The organism is Paenibacillus mesotrionivorans (assembly GCF_046098205.1).
In the GTDB taxonomy this organism is placed as follows: domain Bacteria; phylum Bacillota; class Bacilli; order Paenibacillales; family NBRC-103111; genus Paenibacillus_AR; species Paenibacillus_AR mesotrionivorans.
Genome location: NZ_JBJURJ010000011.1, coordinates 1 through 21,968 on the forward strand (window position 1 = coordinate 1; position 21,968 = coordinate 21,968).

A 21,968-nucleotide genomic window follows, 5' to 3' on the forward strand; every position below is an offset into this window, starting at 1 on the left:
TGGGTTTCCTCTCCTTTATATAATTGAATGTTGGCTTGCAAACGGGCAATCATCCCGGCAAGCTGCTGCTGTTCCTCTTGGTTGAAGCCCTGGAGCATGTAATCCAGAAACCGGACCTTCTCCTCCAGGTGATGGATAATTCTCTTGCGGCCCAGCTCGGATAGCTGGACCAGCGTAATCCGGTTGTCCTCCGGATTGGTCCGCCGCGTGATAATGCCCTCCGCCTCCAGCTGCTTCAACTGCCGGGTAATGGCGGCGCTGTCGATCTGCAGCTCCTTCTGGAGAGCCGTCTGGCTGATCTCTTCATGATGGTACAGCTGCTGCAGCAGCCGCAGCCGGGAGGGGCTGACTCCCGTACAATGGCCCATTGCAGTGTTCATCTGGCTGTATAGGTGGTGTAGCTGGTCCAAGATGGACGGTTCCCCGAAGCAGGTCAAGCTATCCCTCCCTTGCTCCGCAGGCTGATCCTGCGGATGTTTATTTGACATGGTCAATCATTGACTTAGTCAATCATATATCATCCCATTCTGGTTGTCAAAAAAGTTAATGGCGCATTTGCAGCCCCCCGGTCGTGTTTGCAAACATGACCTAAGCAGAACAGCCCGGCACGTCTTTCGCACCGGGCTGTTCTTCTATTATGCTCTTGAAGCAGGACGGTTAGACTCCGTCCGTAAGCTCCTCGCCGTTCTCGTTCACACCCAAGGCCCCACAGGCCATGAGCTTATATTCCTCCAATCCGGACTTCATCGCGAAGATGGCGATGAGAATCGGATAGGCAGCCGCGGTTTCCTTGATATGCTCCGCCATCCGGGGCCATACCCGTCCTCCAGCCTGTTCGTACCGGGAAAGAAGCTCAGCGAGCCCCTCGTCTCCGAACAGCATGTAATAGGTCACGAAATCTGCAGCAGGATCGGCATATTCCCCCTCTGTCCAGTCCAGCAGTCCGGTTACTCTGCCCTCAGAATCCACCAGGATATGTCCGGGATGCAGATCCCCGTGAACAAGAGCGGAATGCTCCGGCCAGAGGCTGCCGTCGGCAAGCCACTTCTCCCACCGCTCCCAGAGCGTTCGGGATACGCCGAAGGCGGCTTTCACCTCGTCCATCCGCTCCCTCAGGAGCTGCCGGACCCCGGCAGGGCTGCGTACCCGGAGGCCTGCCTGCACCGCCTCCTCTTCCGGGATGCGGTGCAGAGCGGCCAGCGTCTCCGCCAGCGATTGCTTGAATATCTCCGGCAGCTGCGCCGGGTCCAGCACCCAATCGTACTGCTTCAGCTCGGGGTTGATGGTTGCCGCAGGCTCGCCTCCCAGCATGGGGTACGCGATAAGCTCCTGCGTATGCACACGCCAATCCGGCACCTCCACCGGCAGATGCCGGGAAACCAGCTCCAGCGCCTTCCGCTCATAGGCGGCGGATTCAATCACATCGGAACGCCGCGGCTGCCGGAGCACCCAGCGCACCCCATCCGCCGCGTCGGCGAACACCGCCAGGAAATCCAGCCCCGATTCGTTCAGCCTGGCTGTAGCAGGCTCTATATCAATCCCGTGAATACGGGCTTGCTCCAAAATCTCTTCCATCGTACGCTTTTTCTCGTTCATGGATGATCCTCCTCATTCATTCGTAAGATACTTAAAGTGCATAACCAAATAAACCTACCCGGATGATTTTTCAAAAATAACAGGCAAGCCTAAGGCTCATCATGCTCTTTAGCATTTCTTACCGCAGCCGAATGTAATGGATGACCATGTGCACAACCCTCCGCAACAAAAATTCGGGTCATAAACCCAGTTTCAGTATACGCCATCGGGCCAGCAGACCTCAAGCGCCAGCAACTGCAGCTTGCTTTTCCCCGTACAAACGGAACAGTTGGAAGTACAGCCCGATGCTGACCAGGGCGAAGCCCAGGATAACCGTAAATATGGCCAGCGGCGGCAGCCACCCGGACAGTACAACCGTCATGGGAGCAAGGAATTTGCCGACGGTATTCTGCAGACTGTCGGCCCCCAGATATTGGCCGCGGGCATGCGCAGGCGCATAACGGCTGATGAAGCTCTGAGCGGCAGGAGACCGGACCATCTCCCCGAAGGTGAAAATGACCGTAACCGCAAACAGGTACCAGATGTTGGTGTGCAAACCGACGAAGAAGGTGCCGAAGCCGGACAGAAGCGAGGATAGAATGAACACATTCCGCTCCCTCCACTTGGCGAACCAGCGGGTCACCGGAAGGATGAACAAGACGAACAAAAGGCCGTTGAAGCCAACCAGCCACCCGAAAATATCCGTCCCGGACAATGTAAGGGAGGCACCGTTCCAAGCCAACAGGGTCTGGGCAGGCACATGATGAATGACGTAAACAGGCAGATACAAATCCAGCTGCATAATGGGCACCAGCGCAAAAATTCCCGCCATCAGATAAACCAGGAATATTTTGTCCCGGAAAATAAAGCCGTACCCTCTCCACTGCTCCAGAACCTTGCGGGAGATGGCTGCCGGTTCCTTGGGCCCCTCCGCCGCATGAGGCATGGTCTCCTTCACCATGAAGTAAATCGCCAGCAGATACAGAAGCAGCACCAGCGTGCAGGTCCACAGCAGCTCCTGCCGGTAATGGAAGAAGAGGAAGGACCCCAGAGCCGGCCCCAGCACCGCGCCCACATTATTCGCAGTCATGAAGGTGGCGAATACCTGGCGCAGCTGCTCCGCCGGGACAAGATCCGCCACCATCGCCGAGCTGGCCGGCCGGTAGACGGCTCCTCCCAATCCCAGACCGATAAAGGCCGCATAATCCATCCAAGGGGATGGCGATACAGCAAAACAGGCAAACATGACGGTTTGCACCGAAGCGCCCAGGAGCATCACGGGACGGCGTCCCCATCGGTCTGTGAGCATCCCTCCCAGGAGGCTTCCGAACATGCTGAAAACCGGAGGAAGGGACATCATGATCCCTGCCGTGCCGCTACCCAAGGCTTCGCTGAAATACACGGTGATAAACGGAAAGTACATCCAAAACAGCATATTGTACAAGGCTTCGCCGGCTAACCGGACCTTCAAATTATGATCCCAATCCCATACACGTTTCCCCATCGAAAACCCTCTCTTTTACGCATCTGTTCAAGTTTACCCGGCCAGGCAAACCCAACTATAGAGGATTTTCCGGTAAAGATATAGACTTATATTTCAAGATAATTTATACTCATAATATGGAAGCCGAAATAAGGCCCCTCCACTTAAAATGTTATATGAAACGAACATTTGTTCCATTAAAACAGCCAAGACGCTCACCTGGAGCGTCTTTTTTAATGCTCAAGAATCCTCTTCCGTAAAAGACCCGAAGTCCGTAATTTTCACTTTGTACTGAAAGGTAATTTCCGCAGTGCTGAAAACTCCGTCCCAATTCTCCTTCAGTCTTTTCCAGGCGGCAGGCTGCTCAACAGCAAGCTTGTCGCCAAATCCCGCCACATCCGCCTTATATTCAGTCTGAAGCCTCCGCATCAGTGTTTTCATCATCTGCTCCAGCCTTTTTTCCAGAAGTCCGCTCATTTCTTCAGCAAACTCCTCCGTGGAAGGGGTGGCTTCCTCGCTCCAGGTTTCCATAAGCCGCCCTTCGGTGGCAAGCTCCACCCGGAAGGCGATATGGTCCCCTTTTATAACGGGAACGATTTTGCTTTTTACCGATTTGATTTCATAGGTCAGCGGCTCCTTGTTTTCATCCTCTGTTTTGATGACCCCCGCCTTGCCGTCCCCTCTCAGCCAAACCAGGCATTGCGTATCCTCCTGGCTCAAGGCGCCGATCCAATGCCCGGTGGAGCCTTTGATGATGCCGCCCCCGGACAGCTCGGTTTCCCCGTTTGCGGTGACCAGATTTTGCAGCACAAAGCTTTTTTTGGCATGGGTCCATCCATCCAATCTGGATAACGTCACCTGCGGCAGCACCTTGCTGGTTCTCGACTGATTGCGGAGCATTCCCCGGATGTGGAAGGCCGGAACCTCATTCGCCTGGGAGGAAACCAGAGTATCCTTGGCCGGACCTTCACTGACATACACCATCGTGCTGGGACGGATATCATTATCCCGCAGCGTAAAATCCAACAGCTGTCTGATGTTCTGTTTCCTTAACAGATCGGCGGAAATGATGATCACCTTCAGATGGTGCCCGATAACCGGGCGGTCCAGGCGGATGGAGAACTGCCGGAAGATTTCCAGAAGGGAGTCTCCGCTTCCCGACACATTGGTGTAGGGCATCTGGGTTTCATGCTCCTTCTTATCCTTCGTGCCCACGGACTTGGTGGGGACCACCTGGATGGTAGCCATAATCTTATTGCGTTTGGCATAATGGGCGCCTTTGGCCTCGAAACCCTTCTCCACAGGAGCCGGCTGCCCGCTGTCCAGGGCCAAGCCCGCATACAGCGCCAGATCCTCGATTTCCCTGCTGCTCCAGCAGCCTGACAGCAAAAGCATAAAGACTGCGCACAGGATCAGAAGCTTCCTCCGGTCAGGCATGCTGCTTCCCTCCTTTGCGGCGGATGAGGGCAAGGATCAAAAGAGGCACCGGCAGCAGGAAGAACAGCACAGCTCCTGCATATCCGATGATATCCCCAAGAGCGAACACATCCTGAAGGCTTTTGGGCATCATGGTGGCAATGAAGATAACCGGAACAAGGCCGAAGATAACGGGACGGACGGAAATCCGGAAAACTTGGGAAACCCCCAAGGAGGCCTGGAAAAAAAAGCTGCAAAAGTTGCAGAACATCTGCATCAGCCATACCACCATAAGCGGAAACTCCAGCCGCTCCACAAAAAAACCGGTCACCTCAAAGCTGCGGATAAGATCAAAGGTGGGCCAGGTGCTGGTGATGACACAATCCACAGATAATCCGCCGATCACCATAATGACGGTCAGGAGATACAGCCCCACGGGAATGGCGATACCGCCCAGCATGGCCTTCACCGCATGACGGGGATACTGCATAAAGGCCACCAGCGTCATCACCACCTCACAGCCGGAGTATACGAGAATGGATGACTTTAAGCTGCGCATCACCGGCGGAATACCGTTTCCCAGCACCGGACGGAGATGGTTGATGTCGAACAGGCGCAGGCTGACGGCATAGGAAACCAGCAGGACCAGGATTGTAATTGGCAAAACCACCTGATAAACCCTGGCGATGGAATTGATGCCGCCGCAGACCAGATAGGTCCCCATCCAAATAAACGGAATCACCACCGCCCACATCGGAGTCCCCTCCAGCAGGAAAAACAGCGTAACCTCTGCCAGGGAACGGATTTCGAAACCGGCGATCACAAGGAAATAGACGATTAATAACAGGCACAGCGCTCCTCCCGGAACTCTGCCGGCGATGGTCCCTGCGAATTGGAAGACGGTCTGTCCGGGAAACCGCTGGCAGAGCTTCACCATCAGCAGAATGACCAGCATGATGATGGCGCCGCCCAACAGAATGGTCAACCAGACATCCGGAGTCTGGGCTGCTTGGGTGAGGCTGCGGGGCATGGTCAGAATCCCGGCGCCAAGCACAGTATTAGTCAGGAAAACCGCTGCCTGGGAGGTGGTGATTTTATCATCGGTGCGGGTGAACAAGATTAGCCCTCCTTCCAACAGGGATTAGTTTCAGACACACCTAGGACCGTCGCCTGCTGTTCTTGGTCTTTAGCATCGCCGGCCGCTGCTTCATCAGGGACAGCGGCGCACGCAGGAACAGATCCTTCCAGTCCCGCAGCCTGTAGGGGGAAACCGGCGAGAGATAGGGAACACCGAAGCTCTTCAGCTTGGTCAGATGGCTGCACAGCAGCAGAAAGAACAGAATGGTGCCGAACATACCCAGGAAAGCGGCGAACAGCATCCCCAAAAAGCGGAGGGCCCGGAGGGTAATGCCGGCGCTGTAGGTCGGAATGGAGAAGGAGGAGATGGCGGTTACGGCAACCACAATCACCAGAAAAGGGCTGACAATCCCCGCCTGAACGGCGGCGTCGCCGATAATCAGACCGCCGACGATGCCCATGGCCGGACCGATGGGCTTAGGCAGGCGGATGCCGGCCTCCCGCAGGATTTCGATGGAGATCTCCAGGATCATCACCTCGATCAGGGAGGGGAAGGGAACCCCCTGGCGCGTCTCAATGATGGATATGGCCAGCTCGGTGGGAATGAGGCCCGGATGAAAGGAAATAAAGGAGATGTACAGAGATGGGGCCATAAGCGCCAGGAAAGCGGCCAAAAACCGCAGCATCCGAAGCAGGGAGGCCGGCAGCCAGCGTTCGTAATAATCCTCCGGCGACTGCAGCAGCATACTGAAGGTAGCCGGGACAATCAAGGCGAAGGGTGTTCCATCCAGGAGAATGGCAACCCGCCCCTCCAGCAAGGCGCTGATGACTCTGTCCGGCCGTTCCGTATTCTGTGCCTGCTGGAACAGGCTGAACCCGTTATCCTCAATCAGTTGCTCCACGCTGCCCGACTCCACCGCAAAATCGATTTCCATGCGGCTGATCCGCGCCTCGACCTCCTGCAGCAACTCCGGATTGACTATATCCTTAAAGTAAGCAAGGACCAGATCCTTCTGCAGCCGCGTACCCACCCGTCGGGACTTCATTTCCAATTGATCGCTGAAGCCCTGGCGCCGCAGCATGGACGTATTCTCGCTCAGCACCTCGGAGAAGCCCAGCCGGGGCCCGCGCAGCAGGGCTTCCGATACCGGCTCCATGATGGCACGGTTGGCCCCATCCGGACATTCGATGAGCAGACCGCCGGGAAACCCTTCAATGAGCAGCCCCGGGTGGCCAAAAAGAACGGATCTGCCGAAGCTTTCCAGATCGGGAGCATGAGTGAGGCTTCGGAAGGGAAACATGGCATCGGGACTGGGGGGCGCCGCCAACGACTCTGCTGTAGCCTCAAACATCAGAAACTCCATAATCTTCATATTAAGCAGCCGGTCGCTTTGCATGCCGTCTACAAAGAATAATGTCCCCCTGGCATTGATCTTCTCCATCGGAAATTCCCGGCTGCGCAGATCGCTGTTGCCGCCGATGGCCGTCCGAATGAATTGCAGGTCCGCTTCATAATCTCCGTGGAACGGGGTGGCGGCAGGGACAGGAGGTTTGTGCTTCCGGGAGGTCTCCTCCCCGCCCCCAGTCCGGGTGAAGGCATATATTTTTTGGGACAAGCCATAGGCAAGGACAGGGACCAGAAAGGCAATGAGCGCCTGCCCGAGCACAGTCCACTCCGGAATATAAGCGATGATGGACGACACGTCAGACACCCTCCCCCTTGGACGCTTGGAATGACTGTTTGAAGTTTTCCAAGGTTTGCTTGATTTTAGTCAAAAGACGGGAAAAATTCAGAAAGCAAAAACGCCCTTTCCCTGATGGGAAAGAGCGTGTTTCGATTATTTGAAGCGGCTGGTTATACGCGCCGTGTTTTATTATCCCAGCTTTTGGCCGCATTGGGGACAAAAATTGGCGCCTTCGTTTTTCGCCCCGCAATTGGGACAGAAGTTGGGCTTTTTCCCCTCACCCTGGGTTTCCTGGGCTGTTCCTTGTCCGGAGCTGCCCTGCTGCGGGCTCTGGGATTCCATGTTTTTCATCATGTCCTTGGCGATGTTCATGCCCATCATCATTCCCGCCATATCCGCCGCGGCGCCGCCGCCCTTCACATTGCCGGAGGCCATGCCGTCGGTCATGGAAATCTGCTGGTACTTGCCCACGTTGCCGATCATTTCGTGGGAGGCGGTTTTGTTGATCATATCCTGAATCTGCTGCGGATAATTGAAGCTCATCACCTGGAAGCCGGTGATGGTCAGGCCCGTGCTCAGCACCTGCATATCCAGATCCTCCCGGATGCCGCGGGCAATGTCGAAGGCGTTGGCCTGGAGATTGAACATATCCTTACCTTCCTTGCTGATCCACTTCATCAACAGCTGATCCAGCACGGAGGTGATCCGCAGCTTGACCTCCTCCACCAGATAGCTGTCCTTCACGCCGGCAATCCGGTCTATCAGCGCCACATAGTCGTTCACCTTAAAGTTGAAGGTTCCGTTGGCGCGGACGGGCATACCGCCGGGGAGATTGGGGGCAGGCAGCAGCACCGGATTCTGGGTGCCCCAACGCACGGTGAACTCCTTGGTGTTGACGAACAGCACCTCCACCCGCATGCCGCTGTTGAAGCCGAATTTGAACCCCTTCAGGGTGGACAGGAAGGGAATAATCTGCGACTCAATATTGTACTCGCCCTCGTTCTGGAAGATCCCTTCGATCTTGCCATTGTGGAAGAAAATCGCGTCCTGGCCGGGGCGAATGATCAGCTTGCTGCCTTTTTTGATCTCCTTGTTGCTCCATTTCCAGAAGATCATATCCTCCCGGAATTCCTCCCACTCCACCACATTGGCAAACTGGCCGCGGAAAAATGACATATCTGAACCACTCCTTCAATGCAAGATAGGTAAGCTGCGTTTCAGAATTCTGTTATTCCAAGTGTTAAAACGATCCTCTGCTGCCGCTGTGGGAATGGCCTCCCCGGCTGACTCCTCCGCCTCCTCCGCCCCCTCCTCCACCGCCTCCGGTGTTCTTGGGGATTTTGGTTCGGGTGACGGTAGTGCGGATGTACTGGTCCTGGCGGTCGAGAATCCCCGACGATGCAGCGTCCTCGTATGTCTCCCGGCCAACGGTAACCCGCCCGCCGGAATGATAGGCCATGGTGCCAACGACGATAGCACCCAGTCCCAGAGAAACCGCCAGTTGAAACCACAGCTGGAACAGAATATTATCCGGATTCACACCCGGCTTGTAGCCCATGTACCGGTTGGCCGTATCCAGATACACCTCGAAGGCCTTGCGGTAATCCCCGGCGCTCAGGTAAGGGGTGAGCTTGTTGCGGATTTTGTCCATCCGCGCATTGTCCAGATAATCCTCGCCCTTGTAGAAGCCGGCCAGATACACCTCGCGGTTGCGCATGTCCATGGTGAGAATCGCCGCGTTACCATGGGGCTTGTCGTAGCCGGGGGCCTTGCTGTCATAGAAATCCTCGGTCATCTGTACAATGTCGGCGTTGGCCGTATTTTTTGAGGTGTAGATCAGGAAGTCCGTCTGCCGGTTGGCTCCGTAGCGAATGGCCAGCTCCGTCAGGGCAGCCTCGTCCGCGGGGGTTAACAAATCCGCCTCGTCATAAATGTAACGTTTCTCCGCCGCTGCAAAAGCCGCGTGACCTGCAGGTACGAGGAGCGTTCCCAGGAGAAGCAGCAGGAGCATAACCGGCATAATCCGTATGCGCAGTCCGATCACCATAAACCGCCTCCCATCAAAAGGGCAATGAGCTTGAGAGAGAGGAAGGTTACACCCGAGACCCCCGCGAACCAAGCCGCCACCTTGCCGTAGCTGATGGGCGGTTTGCCCACCACCTTGCCGGTTTGCCCGTTCATGGCAAAGGTATGCTCCAGCTTGTCGTAATCGTAATGGACCACCCACACGGGAATCAGCACATAATCCGCTTGGGCCATCCGGGTATCCACATCCTTCTGGGTGTAGCTGACCGTGGTGTAACCCGCCATGGCTGACTGAATGTAGGCTTCCACATAAGGCCGAATTTTCTCCTTCACCCGCGGCAGCATTTCTTCCCCGGTGTAGCTGTATTTGTCCGCCTTGTACCCCGCCAGGTATGGCGTTTTGAAGTCTTTGATCTGATGGTAGGGAAACGGCTCCAGCCGGTCCATCAGCTGGTCGCTCATTTTCTCCGAGGCATCCAGGGGAACACGGCTGTAATTCAGCCGGATTCGCCGGTATACGCTGAAATGCTGGGTTTCCGTAATCCGGTAATCGCCCTGCACATAGGTTCTTACCTTGGTGGCTTGGGCCCGCGCCTCAATCTGGTTGTTGAGGGCGTACAGCCAAAACGGCACATAGGTGCCGGTAATGCTCTTGATCCGGTCCGCCGTCATGAAGCCCTTGGGTGTCAGACGGCCGTTGCGGCACCACTTCTTGAAGGCCCGCACCGCCTCATCCTTTCCGATGGCAAAAGGCAGCACCTGGGCCGGACGGAGCTCGCCCGTCAGCCTGTCCCCCAGGATGGCGCTTGCGCCGCAGAAGCTGCACAGGGTTGCTGTGGTTTCCCCATCCGTCTCGATAACGCCGCCGCAGCTGGCGCAATGGTATTCCTGGCTGGGCTGCTGGGCGGAGCCCGGTGGCTTCAGGTCCTCCACTGGGTCCGGCAGCCCTTCGATGGAATCCGTCCGGCCGCAGCTGGGACAGGCCAAGGCGGTTTTGCCGCTGTCAAAGACCATGCTGCTGCCGCAATTGCCGCATTTGAAATCTATAACCTGCATCGCTTCACCTCACCTTGCAAATTCGCTGTACGTCCGTCGCTTCCGGGGGTTATCCGGCTGCTGCTCAGGATTTCTCTTCTCCTTCAGCCCTCCGGGAGGTTTTGTCCAATTCAGCCAGCTCCCGTTCCAGCTTCTCCTTCGGGGTTTCCCGGAGCTCCGCCAACGCCTTGGCTTCGTAATAGGCGCTGTTGAACTTATCCTCCGCGGCCTGAATGGCGGATATTCCCCCATGCCCGGGGGTATCCAGGGCATTCAGCTTCTGCAGCGCCTTGGCGGCGGCCATCCGCTCCTTCAGCTCCGCCTGGCGCGCCTCCAGACGGCCGATGTCCGACGACAGCTTCTCCTCCAGCTCCTTCAGACGGGCTGCTTGCCCGGCCGCTTCCGTGTAACGTGCCTCCAGCTCCGTTTCCTTGGGGAGCAGGGCGTCCCGTTTATCCTGAAACAACCCGGCATCCGCCGTGTTGCCCATCTCGTGGGATTTCTCCGCATAAGCAGCCAGCTTACGGATCTCCGCCCGGCATTCCTCCAAGGCCCGCTTGGCGCGCTGCTCCTCCGCCTGCAAGGCAGCCGCTTCCGCGCGGACCGTGCCTATATCCAGCCGCAGCCCACGCATCAGCTCCTCCACGGTTGTTTCCGGGTCCTCCGCTTTATCCAGCACGGCATTCACATTGCTGGCCATAATCGTTTTGAATCTGGACAATATTCCCATGGTACCCCTCCTCACAATGGCCGAAAGACAAGCGCCTCTCGTTTTATCATACTTCATAATACTTCGAATTAGGCAGAAAGGATTCAAAAACTGCAAAAAACCAGCCGGGGCGCGTATGTACGCCCTCTCCGGCCGGCTAATATATCTGGATATTTGAGGATTTTATAAATATCCGATCGCAATTATTCCATTTTATGGAGACACATTAACATAGAAGCTGGTTGAGGCAGAAAGACCAGTGGAGCCGTAAGTGATTAGGGTAATCAGCACTGTGCCCCATTGCCCGGACTCAGGGATCACGGTCACTGTCCGGAAAGGCCCATCGCCACTGATAATGATGTTGCTCTCTTGGACCAAATACGGGTCATCTGAGCTGGCATAAACATTCATAAAGTAGGGGGAGCCGCCGGGATCACTGATATAAAATTCCAATGGGCCTGCAGTTTCATTTACGCTTATATACTGGTCGCTTATATAGCTGATGTAGGGCTCCGCTTGGTAGTGAGAGTAGATGGTGACCATAACCGGGTCGGAATATTGCGTGCCGTCAAAAACCCTGTAGCTGAAGCTGTCCGAATAAATGTTTGCCGTATAACAATAATATGTAAATCCGCCATCAGGTGACAGGTTGAGCACACCATAGTTTGGCCCAGTCACCAATTCTGCTGTCAGTGTATCCCCATCGGCGTCCCAATCGTTTGCAAGCACACCCGGTCCCGGAACCACAAGAGCACCATTGGAATTTGTGTCGAAGTCATCCCACTGTGCATGTGGAGCAGTATTGGTGGTGTTGTTTTGTTGGGCTGGAGCGGCAGAGGAGACACCTGTTTGAAAACCTGTACCCAATACAAGCACCAACACCATCAACATTCCGTAGGCCAGCCGCATAACATTCCCGTTTTTCCCGTAGCTCATCTGCATTCACTCCCTATTAATATGAATCATTAAATTAAATTCATTATCATATATTCCCAGGGAGTTGTAAACAGTTGAATACTATTTATACCAAAAATTATTAAACTATGGGATTTTCAACAAATTTAAAACAATCATAATTGGCCCCGCCTCTTCATTCCCAATACGGCGTGCCGCCGTATAGAAACGGCTCCCCCGCCGCATAACGGGCAAACTCCCTGGCCGCCAGCCTCGCCAAATGACCAGGCAGCCATTCGCCGTGGTCCGGCAACCCCAGCCAAAAGTTCATGGTCTCCAGCTGCGCCGCCACGAAGAAACCCTCCAGCAGCTCGACATGCCCCTCCGGCAGCCAAAACTCAGCAGCGTACTCCTCCAGCAGCTGCTTCCTGAAGGAAGGATGGATGTAGGGGCAGGTCCATCCCAGATCAAACAGGTAATACCCGAACCCGCATGCCCCAAAATCAATCAAGCGGCATCCCCCCGCAGCAAACAGCAGGTTGCAGGGAATCGCATCCCCATGAATCAAACCCCAATGATCGGGTGTCCTGCCCAGCGTATCCATCATGGCAACAGCCCGCTGTCCTGCCGCCTGCAGCACCACAGCATCTTCCGCTGCGACTTGCCCGGCTTCAGCCAGCCCTTCCAGCTTCGTCAGGGCTTGCCCAATACGCTCCCCGACAAAAGCCGGCCTCACAAACGACTCCGGCGGCATCCATCCGGACGCATACCGGTGAAGCAATCCCAGCATTCTGCCGATCCGTCCTGCATCATCTGCATGGGGTATAAAAGGCTTTTGTTCCCCCTCCACCCATTCCAGCAAAGTACCGGCCAGCCCCTCTGCCACCGTGACCCATTCTCCGTCCCCATTCTTCACCGGTATCGGGACAACCAGCCCCGCCTCAGCAGATAATGCATCCAGCCACATCATTTCCGAACGGAGAGCGGGCAGATCCGTCCAGCAGCCCTCCAAACCTTCACTTTTGGAATGATGAAGCCGAAGGCTGTACCTTTTCTGCTCCATATCCGTTACCTTGAACACCGTATTGGCGCTTTGCCCCACCAGTTCTACGGTTTGCACCCGGACTGGATAAAAGGACAGAAACTGCCGCGCGGATAATTCCAATGCATCACTCATGCTCAAACCCTCCCGGAAATTTGCTAGTCGTTTCCAATTTTTTCAATGCACGACCTCTACTTATCTGCTACACTAGCTCTGCTGGAACCTGACGAATTGGCTGCCTTTTTGTCGAATCTCCAGACATCATACAAAAAGGAGTTTGCGATCTTGAAAAAGCTTCTGTTAACCTTTACCGCCTTCGCCCTTTTGTCGGCTGCCTGGATGTCACCTGCTTTGGCCGGGTTTTCCGACGTGGATGCCAACCCCCAGTACACCTGGGCCAAACCCTCCATTGACGAAATGAACCGTAAAGGCATTCTTACGGGATTTCCCGACGGCTCCTTTCAGCCGGGCCAGCCGGTCACCAAAGCCCAGTTTACCGTGATGGTGTACCGCCTGTTTCCCCTGCTCCGCAACCCCAAACCCGAAACCATTCCCGGCGTGCCGGAGAACCATTGGGCATTTAAGGAGTTTGCCGAGCTGTACAGCACCATTTACCCCGAGTATGCAGCTGATGTGCAGAGTGACGACTACACCTACAGCTACCAGCCGGAAAAACAAATGTCCCGGTGGGATGTGCTGATCGTTCTGGACGCCCTGTTCAGCGGCATGGACGGCCCTGAATCCGTTACGGCAGCCGATATCGCCAAGGAGCTGGGCCGGATCAAGGATATCCCCCAGCGCCAATTTGCTTCGTACGATGAATATGAAACGAGCAATCCCCGCTACTCCTCTCTGGTGCCGGAGCTGCTTCTGGTGAACGACCCCGCTTATGGGCTAGGTTGGGCCGGAGACTTCGATTATGTAAAGGCTGAGGCGCTGTACCGTTTCACCCGGTTAGGCATTATGACCGCAGATGAAGCCGGGCTGTTCCGGCCGCAGGCTCCAGTTACCCGGGCCGAAATGGTCACCATCCTGAACCGTATGGCTAAGGCGGCTGGAGAGGATTACGCTTACGTAGAGCCGGAAGAATACATATCCGGGTCGTACCTGACTCCCGGAAGCTCCACCGGCTTCGGGACCAACCTGTACTACTCGCTTCCCGAAGAGACGATTGTGCTGAGTGAATCCCCCTCCTGGGCCCACAACCCGGGAACACGCCTGACCAAGACTGCACTCCGAATTGAGTCGCGGCAGATTCTGGACGTATACGTCACCATTAACGGCCATACCGTCAAATACAGCCATGAGCAGCTGGTAAACGGGTCGGGCAAGGTCATTTTGGATGTGTCCGGCGCAGATTCATTCCATGTCAGAGGCGAAGCCCGTCATCCGGAGCAGCTAACCGAGGATGGGGACAATGAAGTTATGATCTATGTATCGGACCCTGAGTACCACGAGCCTGAGGAATAAATGAAAACAAAGGAGCGCTGCCCGCAAAGTGGGAGGCGCTCTTTTTCCTACTGCATGCCCTTATGCCCTGCTCCAGTTCATCGCATATTCCCGGTGGCCCGTATCCTCGTTGACCATTTCCTCGGATTGCACAAATCCGTTCTTTTGATAGAACCGGACGGCTCGTTCATTTTCTGCGTAAACATGCAGGCCCAGCGCGGGATAACGCGCCTTGCCATGCTCCAACAGAGCCTTGCCGATTCCGGAGGATTGGCGGTTTACTGCAACAAAAAGCCCTGCCACAAACCCGCCCTCCACGATCCCGATAAAACCGCCGATAGACCCTTCCGTCTCCTCCACCCAAACCTCCGCCTGGGGCAGCAGCTCCCGCACCAGCGGAACGTTATCCGCCCAATACGAACCGGGGATAAACGGATGCCCCTGCTTGTTCGCCTCCAGCCAAATTTCCATAACCCGGTCCAAATCGGCCATTTCCATACTTCTTATCATCTCTGTCTGCCTCCCCTTCGAAATAAACGGTTCCTTGTTCCTTGTTACTTGCCATCCCACTCCAAGTGGAATTGCTCCAGATCCTGCTCCAATTCGGATTTGGCAAACTGCTCAGCCGCGATCATAATGCTCTCTTGAGCTTCGGTAGGTTTCATCGGGATTCAGCCGCCTTTCTCATAGATACATAGCTTCTTATTTTACCAAAAATGGACGGATCCTGCAGCCAGCAAAAAAACACGCCCTTCTCACTACTGGCGTGGTGTTGTTCTACCTGATGGTTGGCATCTCCCATGTAACGCCCATGGGCGGTTGTGCATATGCTGCCTGCGTATGCTAAATCGGGTTAGTAGGGGCTGTTAAGATGAGTATTCAAAAAACCAAAGGGAAGTCCCAGCCGATCCCTGTTAAGAAGCGTTCTGCCCAAGCCGCTGCGGCGCGGTCTTCCTCTGTGTTGAGCGTGGATAAACCCTCCATCTCCAGCCTTCCTTCCGGTTCGAGAGTGGTGGGAGAAACTGTATCCGCCCACTTGTCCGAATATGTGGACCGCGCATTCCGGATTCCCATTTTTTTGAGCACCACCAACTCTCTTAACAGCCTGCAGCAGCAGTTTTTGGACCGCCTGATCCAGGAGATCGAGGAGGCACTGCTATTTCCCCGCACCCTGCCTGAAAGTGAGCAATACCCGGAAACCATCCTGACCAGCATCCGCCGTCTGGTGATGTCCAGCTACGGGCTGCTGGCAATTAACTTCCGGCGCTTCTATGCCCAGTTTATCAAGAGCAATGTAGGTCCGGCGCCGACCACCACGCCCTTCTGGGAAGGGTCCGTATATCTGCAAATCGAACCCTCCATGGCCTTCCAATTTGGTCTTCCCATTCTGTTGGTCCGCGAGAGAGGCACTGATGTAGGCAACGGAATCTGGGCAGGCGGAATTACCCCACTCAACATCTTCGTGGAGTGGGATTCCGATAACCAGTCCGTGGAGGATTTCTTCAGCAGCGTCCAATGGCGGGAGGTTCTGGCCAACTGGGCAGCTGAGGTGCGGACCAATTACTATTTGAGAACAGAGCCTACCTTCGGGCCGATTAAATAAGCGGGTTGCATCATTTGGCCTTGGACTTCCATTCCGGAAGCTTAATATGCAGCTCCCCATCTGAGTCAGGAGCCCCCTCCCTTCGAAAAATCCCCTCCTGCCATTTATGATATCCGTAGATCAGCAGCGCCTGGAAGATTCCCATCACGAAAACCTGAAAGGGAGTTATATTCACATACTCAAAAATCCCCAACGCCACAAAGGTCCAACGGATGAGAAAAAACCATTGGAAGGCATTAAACACAATATTGACGGTCAGATACAACCAAAAGCTCCGGTAAGTAAAATAAAAAATCCAGATGGTCAGCACAGAAAACAAGCCGTAAATAAATGAGGGATTGGTAATATGCCCCCATGGAACGATCACATCGGTATGCTTCCACCACGAATAGGTGTAGGCGATTTCCGATGTGATTGTTGCCATTAAAGCGGTAAAAACCGTTACGGGCATGTACCGCTTGATTGCATCCTTTTTCATAAAAAACAAGGTCAGCCATGGACCCAAAAATGAACTCCATAAGATGATTTTATTCAGCATCGTAACCACTCCCGACTTGGAATAGAGTTAAGGCTAATCTCCCCTTCCATTGGAAAATTATCCAAGACGGATTGGACAAGCCCGCTCCACCCGTTTCGGGATGGACACGGATATCACCCACTGGGTCTTCGGGGAACATGCCGAGGAGGCGCTCCGGGCTGTGGAAGACGAGGCCGTCCAGTTGGAAAGCTTATTAAGCTGTTTTGAAAATGGGAGTGAAATCAGCTGGTCATTGTGGGAGGTTTGGGAGGTGCGCTGCTTATTACGGAGGGTGAACGGCGGGAAGCACGGAATGTCCCGAGCCCTTCTTAAGGGAGTGGAGGATGCGCTCGCGAGTAAGGGGAAATGACACCATCGAAAATCAGGATGATTGCTTCTCGCCGGGTGCCTTGGGAGGCCAAACCAAGTAGGACACGGCAATAACCAGGTCAATCCCCAGCACAACCGACCAAAGACTTATGATCTGATTGAGAGCTTCCGTACGTGAGCTGTCCTGCACCATATACACCATGGCCAACAGCAGACCGCAACCGATGGCATAAGCCAGCAAATGGAGCACCCACCCCTTCAGATAATCGCGGGAGTAAGCATACCCGTACAGCTTGGACGGTTTCTCCCCCTGCTTGGCGACATAATAGCGGAAGCGGCTATCTGCCCAGGCGATCATTCTTTTGCCGTATGCGATGGAAACGCCTATATATACGGCGGCAATTCCATGGGCTGTAGTCGCTTGGGCCCCATGATACAAATCCCATCCCGTAACCGCCAGCAGAATCAAATCAATCAGCGGCGTTAGAGCCAACAATGTCATGCCAAGCTTAGATAACCGCAGCAAATACCTGGCCGCAAGCCCCAAGGCGATGACAACCCAAAAAGCAATTTCACACACCACAATGATCCAGGCGACACCGTTCATCGTATGGCCCCTTCCCCTAAAGAGATTTGTTAGGGCGTGTTTGCAAACCCACCCTAGGCTAAGCAACAAAAGTATATCACCCCAATTTAAATAACACAACTGTACTAAATAAGGATATTATAAAGCCGCTGAATTTGCTACAATAACGGTATGCCAAAAATAGTCGATCATTCCGAAAGAAAGCTGGAGATTGCCGAAGCCACATGGCGGGTTGTCAAGCAGAAGGGCATAAAGGGGGTTAGTGTGCGGAATATTGCCCAAGAATCAGGCTTGTCCCCCGGCGCGCTGCGCCATTATTTTCCCGATCAGGAGCAATTACTGGTATTTGTGATGCAAGTTGTGAAGGACCGTGTATCCGCCCGCATCCAACAGGTGTATCAGATGGAGCTGCCCCCTGTCCGGAAGGTGCTGAGCATTCTGTTGGAGATGGTCCCTACGGATGAGGAGCGGCGCACCGAAATGGAAGTGTGGTTTGAGTTTACCTTTCATATGAAAAAGACAAACCCGGATGCATTCGATTCGCAGCATGACGGTATATACCAGGGTATGGTCCGATTGCTGGCCTATCTGGAGAGGGAAGGAAAGATGCGGGAGAGTCTGGATTTGGACCTGGAGGCAGAGCGGCTGTACGCCGTGCTCGACGGTCTGGCGCTCCATATGCTCTTGGACAGAGCACGGCTGGACAGCCGGCGCGCCCGGCAGGTACTGGAGCAGCACCTGGCTTCGATATGCCGGTAAATATATTCTGTCCTTTATTTCATCACCTTCTGGAATTTGAAAAAACCGTCCATACCCGGCAGCGGATCGCCGTGTTCGTCTTCCGTGTGGTGCATACGCGGATCAGGATGATGCTCGTTGTAGAACTCGACGATATGGAAGCCGCATTTGTTCACGTAAAAGTGGATGTTCCGCTTTTCAAAATAAGGCGTGGCCGTTTCCCAAAGCACAGTATCCGGATACTGTGCTTCTATGGCTTTCCAAGCGGACAGGCCCAGCCCGCGGCTGTGATGCTTGGAGGAGACATAGAACAGATCCAGCGAGTTATGCCGGGTTTCGCTGTTGATGCACACCACGGCCCCACCCGCCCTTTCGCCGTTGTAAACAATATGATACACCGCTGCCCCGGGGGCATCGAAGGACTCCTGCACATCCTGATCCGACGGAATCGGGCCGTAATCCGAATCCCCGAAGGTATCTACTACGGCAATGCGGAAGGCTTCCTGCAGCTCCCTGCGGAATTTCGGCAGATCGGCTTCCGCCACCCGCTCCAAAGTAACGACTGGTTCCATTTTCATAGCAGGCTCACTCCTTCATTCGTTGAAATTCCCCGTCTAGCCGTTCTGTGAAGCTTTCGAGCTGCTCCACCAGGCCTTGGTCCAAAAAAGGCTCCATCGCCCTTTCCTCCGCGGCAAAAATCGGCGTCAGAATAGAACACGCAAATTCTTTCCCGCTGTCCGTCAGCACAATTTCCTTTTCCTTATTGCCTCGGGCAACAAGCCGGATGTATCCTGCCTGTACACATTCATTCACCACTGTATTCAATGTGGTCCGGGGGATCAGCCACTCGTCACAGATTTGCTTCTGGGTGTGGGACCTCCCATCAGAAATGGCATACAGCAGCACGAATGTGTTGTCCTTGACGCTGAGAGTGCGCAGCAATCGATAATAAAGCTCATCAATACGGTTCACGGCAATCATCAGCCGGTGTATTTTGGTTCGGCTATCCGCCATAACAGCCCTCCCTCTATTCAATCCGAATTCGGATTGAACGTGCATCCGTATTATAATCCGAATTCGGATTGAATTCAAGGGGATAGAAAAACCACATACACCGCCCTGGCCGAAGACCATGTGGCGGTGTATGTGCGTTCTATACCTATATATCAGTACTTCGCTACTTCACGCGAAACGTGCGATGCCCATACCTGCGTACCAAAACAAACGCGAGTAGCAGGTAAATCACTGTTACAGTGAAAATTACCACTGTCAGGCGCGAGCTTGGCACCCGCAAAACAAGGCTGACTCCGCATGCGGACGAGACGGCCATGTTTACTAAGTAATACAGAGGATTTTTTACATTCAGCTCCGTAGAATACGGTTGAAACATGTAATACATACATAAATGATGGACCGTGAAAAAGACAGACAGGGAAACAATGCATACCCATAGCAGGAGCAAATCGCTGCCGAGCCACTCCCCTCCGGCTGAAGCCGCTACAGCGGTCAATGACGCCCCAAGAGCAGCCGCAATCGTCAGGTTCATACCCAATATTTTGCCAAACCGGATACGAAAATGTTCATACGCCGCGTTTCGGTAATAGCTGTACCGCAGCAGACTGAGATCGCAATTGTAGAACATCGTCCTGCATATCTTCTCGCCTACGGCCATGAAATACATAACCAAAGCCAAGATAGGGAAGATCCCTTTCACTCCCCATCCAAGGCGCTCCACTTGTTCCCGAAACAGAAGCACGAGGATCACGCCTGCCACTCCCACAGCACCGATGACGGCTAACCGTTTGTTCACAGGGCCTCTGATCAGACTGTGGTGTCTGATGAAGAAAAGCGCGTTCAGATAGGCATAACCCTTCTTCGACTCCAGCTTGTTCTGCTGCTCCTGCTCTACCTTATAATCGCTGTCCTTGACCCTAACGCTCTTTTTCTCCGCGTCCGACATCATTTTGCCCAAATTCAGCAGCGGGTCATCCCTTTTGGTTGCGGCATCAACCGCTTCTCTGTAACGGGAATAACGGGCCAGCTTCACCGCCGCCCACAGGCCACCCGCCGCAATAAGCAGGCCGGCTGGCCAACTCAGCAGAACCGTTTCCGTTGGCGGTGCCCAGTTGAACAGCAACGGTACATACGCAGCAGCATAACCAAGCGCAATGACGCTCCAAACGATGGCGGTATGCTTGATCAGCACCATGCCGGTTTTCTCAAAGAGCTTAAGGTGTGCGTACTCCGCCACAATCCGCCACAGGGTGATCAAGGCTGCAAGCAGAACTGCCTGTGTAACCGTGGCTCCCATACGTGTCCCAAACAAAAGCAAGGCAGGCACCAGATAGATGAGAAAGGTCACATAACGGTATCCCAGCGAAGCCTTCATGTATCTCGTCGGAGACAATCTCATGAGCTTCACAGCTACATATTTTTCCCGCTTCGGTTCAAGGACCGTTACACTGCTAACGCAAGCAACCACTAAGCTGATCATAGCCAAAATATGAACAAACTGCCTCAGGGTTTGTTCCTCTGTCAACTCCGCCCCTAAACTCACAACAGGCAAAAAGACAAGCATCCCGACATAAGCCAGCCTGGTCATGAATCCCCACAACAGGGTAAGCAGAAACGCGATGACGGAAACGGTTTTTTTGAGCTTCAGATTTGCGTAGGCGGTTTCTTTGATCAGCTTGCCGATCAGGGGCAGCTTCTGAATATAATACATAAGCATATTAACCGTAGTGGATGTGCGGATAGACAACAGCGTGTTAATCGTTCTAAACATGAGCTTCGTCGTCCTTCAGCAGTTGAATGACGGATTGCTCAAACTCGGGGCTCTTCAACAGCTCAGAGGGCACACCGGACAATTTCCCGTTGTTCAATAAGACCAGTTCATCGCACAGATCCGAGGCCAATTGGAGGATATGCGTAGAGAAGATCAGTATGTGATCCCGCTTCATCTCCCGCAGCATATTCTTCATCTCCAAAGCGACAATCACATCGAAGGAAGTAAGCGGCTCATCCAGCAGAATAACCGGCGGCTTCGTCAACAGGAACAGCAGCATCTGCAGCTTATTCTTCATCCCGTGGGAGTAGTTTTTGATCAGCCGGTGCCGGTCCTCGGTGGTCATGCTCATCATATCAAAATAATGGTCAATCCCCTGCTCCGTCTTCAGCTTATCCCGGTTAATATCCATAAAGAATTTGACAAATTCATACCCCGTCAGAAATTCCGGAAGAATCGGAAGGGAATACACATACCCCACATCCTGCTCACGCAGCTCCCGCCTGTTTCCGTTCTCCTCCAGAAGCACCTGTCCGCCATCCGTGGCCATCTCTTTGCTTAAGCAATTGAACAGCGTCGTTTTGCCCGCTCCATTGCGGCCAAGCAGACCATAAATCTTTCCTTGCTCAAAGCTGAACCCCGCTTCCCGGAGCACCTGCTTATCCTCAAACCGTTTCACGATATCCTCTATGATCAAACGCAATTGCAACACCTCCGTATGGTCACAAGAACAATCCCTGGTTTATCTACGGCATAAGGAGGGGCGGGGTTTCAACCGGCTTACGGCCGGCTATTGACGGTAGTTGCAAGATTATTCTGCTTGATTCATTTAACCCAAACTATCCCTTGATATAATTGGAAATTTATTAAACAATAAATTTGCATCAAACGAAGATTATGTATCAGGCTAAGTCGGATTGGTCGGCATACAGAGCCTGATCGAGACTTGGAGGTGAAACATGGCCCTTACATTCGGTTATGTACTTGCCGCGCTCCATGCAAGGTCTGTCAAACAGACG

At 54.0% G+C, this 21,968-nt stretch carries 22 protein-coding genes; 3 read left to right on the forward strand and 19 right to left on the reverse strand.

The window, feature by feature from the left end; all coding sequences use genetic code 11:
* From ACI1P1_RS16840 to ACI1P1_RS16895, 12 genes are all read right to left on the reverse strand, one after another.
* The coding region (locus ACI1P1_RS16840) for a MarR family winged helix-turn-helix transcriptional regulator (protein ID WP_416217592.1) at positions 1 to 437 on the reverse strand (437 nt) is incomplete at its 3' end.
* Between the two features lie 220 nt (positions 438 to 657).
* Complete coding sequence (locus ACI1P1_RS16845; protein WP_416217593.1) at positions 658 to 1,596, reverse strand: macrolide 2'-phosphotransferase; 939 nt, start codon at positions 1,594 to 1,596, stop codon at positions 658 to 660.
* Between the two features lie 220 nt (positions 1,597 to 1,816).
* Positions 1,817 to 3,079 carry an MDR family MFS transporter gene (locus ACI1P1_RS16850; RefSeq protein ID WP_416217594.1) on the reverse strand — a complete coding sequence of 421 codons (1,263 nt, stop codon included), beginning with the start codon at positions 3,077 to 3,079 and terminating at the stop codon, positions 1,817 to 1,819.
* A 219-nt stretch (positions 3,080 to 3,298) separates the two neighbouring features.
* The gene (locus tag ACI1P1_RS16855) at positions 3,299 to 4,495 is read right to left on the reverse strand and encodes a Ger(x)C family spore germination protein (RefSeq protein WP_416217595.1); all 1,197 of its coding nucleotides are present in this window, start codon (positions 4,493 to 4,495) and stop codon (positions 3,299 to 3,301) included.
* Positions 4,488 to 5,591, reverse strand: coding sequence for a GerAB/ArcD/ProY family transporter (locus ACI1P1_RS16860; RefSeq protein WP_416217596.1), 1,104 nt, complete (start codon positions 5,589 to 5,591; stop codon positions 4,488 to 4,490). The genes ACI1P1_RS16855 and ACI1P1_RS16860 overlap by 8 nt, the downstream gene beginning before the upstream one ends.
* Positions 5,592 to 5,631: 40 nt before the next feature.
* Positions 5,632 to 7,245, reverse strand: a complete 1,614-nt coding sequence (locus ACI1P1_RS16865; RefSeq protein WP_416217789.1) for a spore germination protein — start codon at positions 7,243 to 7,245, stop codon at positions 5,632 to 5,634.
* A 180-nt stretch (positions 7,246 to 7,425) separates the two neighbouring features.
* Positions 7,426 to 8,412, reverse strand: coding sequence for an SPFH domain-containing protein (locus ACI1P1_RS16870; protein ID WP_416217597.1), 987 nt, complete (start codon positions 8,410 to 8,412; stop codon positions 7,426 to 7,428).
* Positions 8,413 to 8,476: 64 nt separating this feature from the next.
* Positions 8,477 to 9,283, reverse strand: a complete 807-nt coding sequence (locus ACI1P1_RS16875; protein WP_416217598.1) for a TPM domain-containing protein — start codon at positions 9,281 to 9,283, stop codon at positions 8,477 to 8,479.
* The gene (locus ACI1P1_RS16880; RefSeq protein WP_416217599.1) at positions 9,277 to 10,317 is read right to left on the reverse strand and encodes a TFIIB-type zinc ribbon-containing protein; all 1,041 of its coding nucleotides are present in this window, start codon (positions 10,315 to 10,317) and stop codon (positions 9,277 to 9,279) included. The genes ACI1P1_RS16875 and ACI1P1_RS16880 overlap by 7 nt, the downstream gene beginning before the upstream one ends.
* 64 nt (positions 10,318 to 10,381) lie before the next feature.
* Complete coding sequence (locus tag ACI1P1_RS16885; protein ID WP_416217600.1) at positions 10,382 to 11,026, reverse strand: PspA/IM30 family protein; 645 nt, start codon at positions 11,024 to 11,026, stop codon at positions 10,382 to 10,384.
* A 192-nt stretch (positions 11,027 to 11,218) separates the two neighbouring features.
* Positions 11,219 to 11,941, reverse strand: a complete 723-nt coding sequence (locus ACI1P1_RS16890; RefSeq protein ID WP_416217601.1) for an Ig-like domain-containing protein — start codon at positions 11,939 to 11,941, stop codon at positions 11,219 to 11,221.
* A 154-nt stretch (positions 11,942 to 12,095) separates the two neighbouring features.
* Positions 12,096 to 13,076: a phosphotransferase enzyme family protein gene (locus ACI1P1_RS16895; RefSeq protein ID WP_416217602.1), complete on the reverse strand. Its 981-nt coding sequence runs from the start codon at positions 13,074 to 13,076 to the stop codon at positions 12,096 to 12,098.
* 150 nt (positions 13,077 to 13,226) lie between these two features.
* Between ACI1P1_RS16895 and ACI1P1_RS16900 the strand changes: the two genes are divergently transcribed.
* Entirely contained in the window at positions 13,227 to 14,411 is a 1,185-nt protein-coding gene (locus ACI1P1_RS16900; protein WP_416217603.1) for an S-layer homology domain-containing protein, read from the forward strand.
* A 60-nt stretch (positions 14,412 to 14,471) separates the two neighbouring features.
* On the opposite strand, the gene ACI1P1_RS16905 is transcribed toward ACI1P1_RS16900, so the two are convergent.
* A complete protein-coding gene (locus ACI1P1_RS16905; protein WP_416217604.1) occupies positions 14,472 to 14,900 on the reverse strand; it encodes an N-acetyltransferase in 429 nt (142 codons plus the stop codon).
* Positions 14,901 to 15,261: 361 nt separating this feature from the next.
* Here ACI1P1_RS16905 and ACI1P1_RS16910 point away from each other — a divergent pair, with 361 nt between their 5' ends.
* Entirely contained in the window at positions 15,262 to 15,993 is a 732-nt protein-coding gene (locus ACI1P1_RS16910; RefSeq protein WP_416217605.1) for a hypothetical protein, read from the forward strand.
* Positions 15,994 to 16,003: 10 nt separating this feature from the next.
* Here ACI1P1_RS16910 and ACI1P1_RS16915 read toward each other — a convergent pair whose 3' ends face one another.
* Together ACI1P1_RS16915 and ACI1P1_RS16920 are read right to left on the reverse strand one after the other, a co-directional pair.
* Positions 16,004 to 16,531 (reverse strand): hypothetical protein, encoded by a 528-nt coding sequence (locus ACI1P1_RS16915; RefSeq protein ID WP_416217606.1) that lies wholly within the window; start codon positions 16,529 to 16,531, stop codon positions 16,004 to 16,006.
* A 361-nt stretch (positions 16,532 to 16,892) separates the two neighbouring features.
* Entirely contained in the window at positions 16,893 to 17,447 is a 555-nt protein-coding gene (locus ACI1P1_RS16920; RefSeq protein WP_416217607.1) for a hypothetical protein, read from the reverse strand.
* Between the two features lie 150 nt (positions 17,448 to 17,597).
* On the opposite strand from ACI1P1_RS16920, the gene ACI1P1_RS16925 reads away from it, so the two are divergent.
* On the forward strand, positions 17,598 to 18,185 hold the full coding sequence (locus tag ACI1P1_RS16925; protein ID WP_416217608.1) for a TetR/AcrR family transcriptional regulator: 588 nt from the start codon (positions 17,598 to 17,600) through the stop codon (positions 18,183 to 18,185).
* Positions 18,186 to 18,199: 14 nt separating this feature from the next.
* On the opposite strand, the gene ACI1P1_RS16930 is transcribed toward ACI1P1_RS16925, so the two are convergent.
* The 4 genes from ACI1P1_RS16930 to ACI1P1_RS16945 form a co-directional block, all read right to left on the reverse strand.
* Positions 18,200 to 18,742, reverse strand: a complete 543-nt coding sequence (locus ACI1P1_RS16930) for a GNAT family N-acetyltransferase (RefSeq protein WP_416217609.1) — start codon at positions 18,740 to 18,742, stop codon at positions 18,200 to 18,202.
* 7 nt (positions 18,743 to 18,749) lie between these two features.
* On the reverse strand, positions 18,750 to 19,178 hold the full coding sequence (locus ACI1P1_RS16935) for a MarR family winged helix-turn-helix transcriptional regulator (RefSeq protein ID WP_416217610.1): 429 nt from the start codon (positions 19,176 to 19,178) through the stop codon (positions 18,750 to 18,752).
* A 163-nt stretch (positions 19,179 to 19,341) separates the two neighbouring features.
* The gene (locus ACI1P1_RS16940) at positions 19,342 to 20,949 is read right to left on the reverse strand and encodes a hypothetical protein (protein ID WP_416217611.1); all 1,608 of its coding nucleotides are present in this window, start codon (positions 20,947 to 20,949) and stop codon (positions 19,342 to 19,344) included.
* Entirely contained in the window at positions 20,942 to 21,652 is a 711-nt protein-coding gene (locus tag ACI1P1_RS16945) for an ABC transporter ATP-binding protein (RefSeq protein WP_416217612.1), read from the reverse strand. Before ACI1P1_RS16945 ends, ACI1P1_RS16940 begins: the two co-directional genes overlap by 8 nt.
* Positions 21,653 to 21,968: the final 316 nt, after the last annotated feature.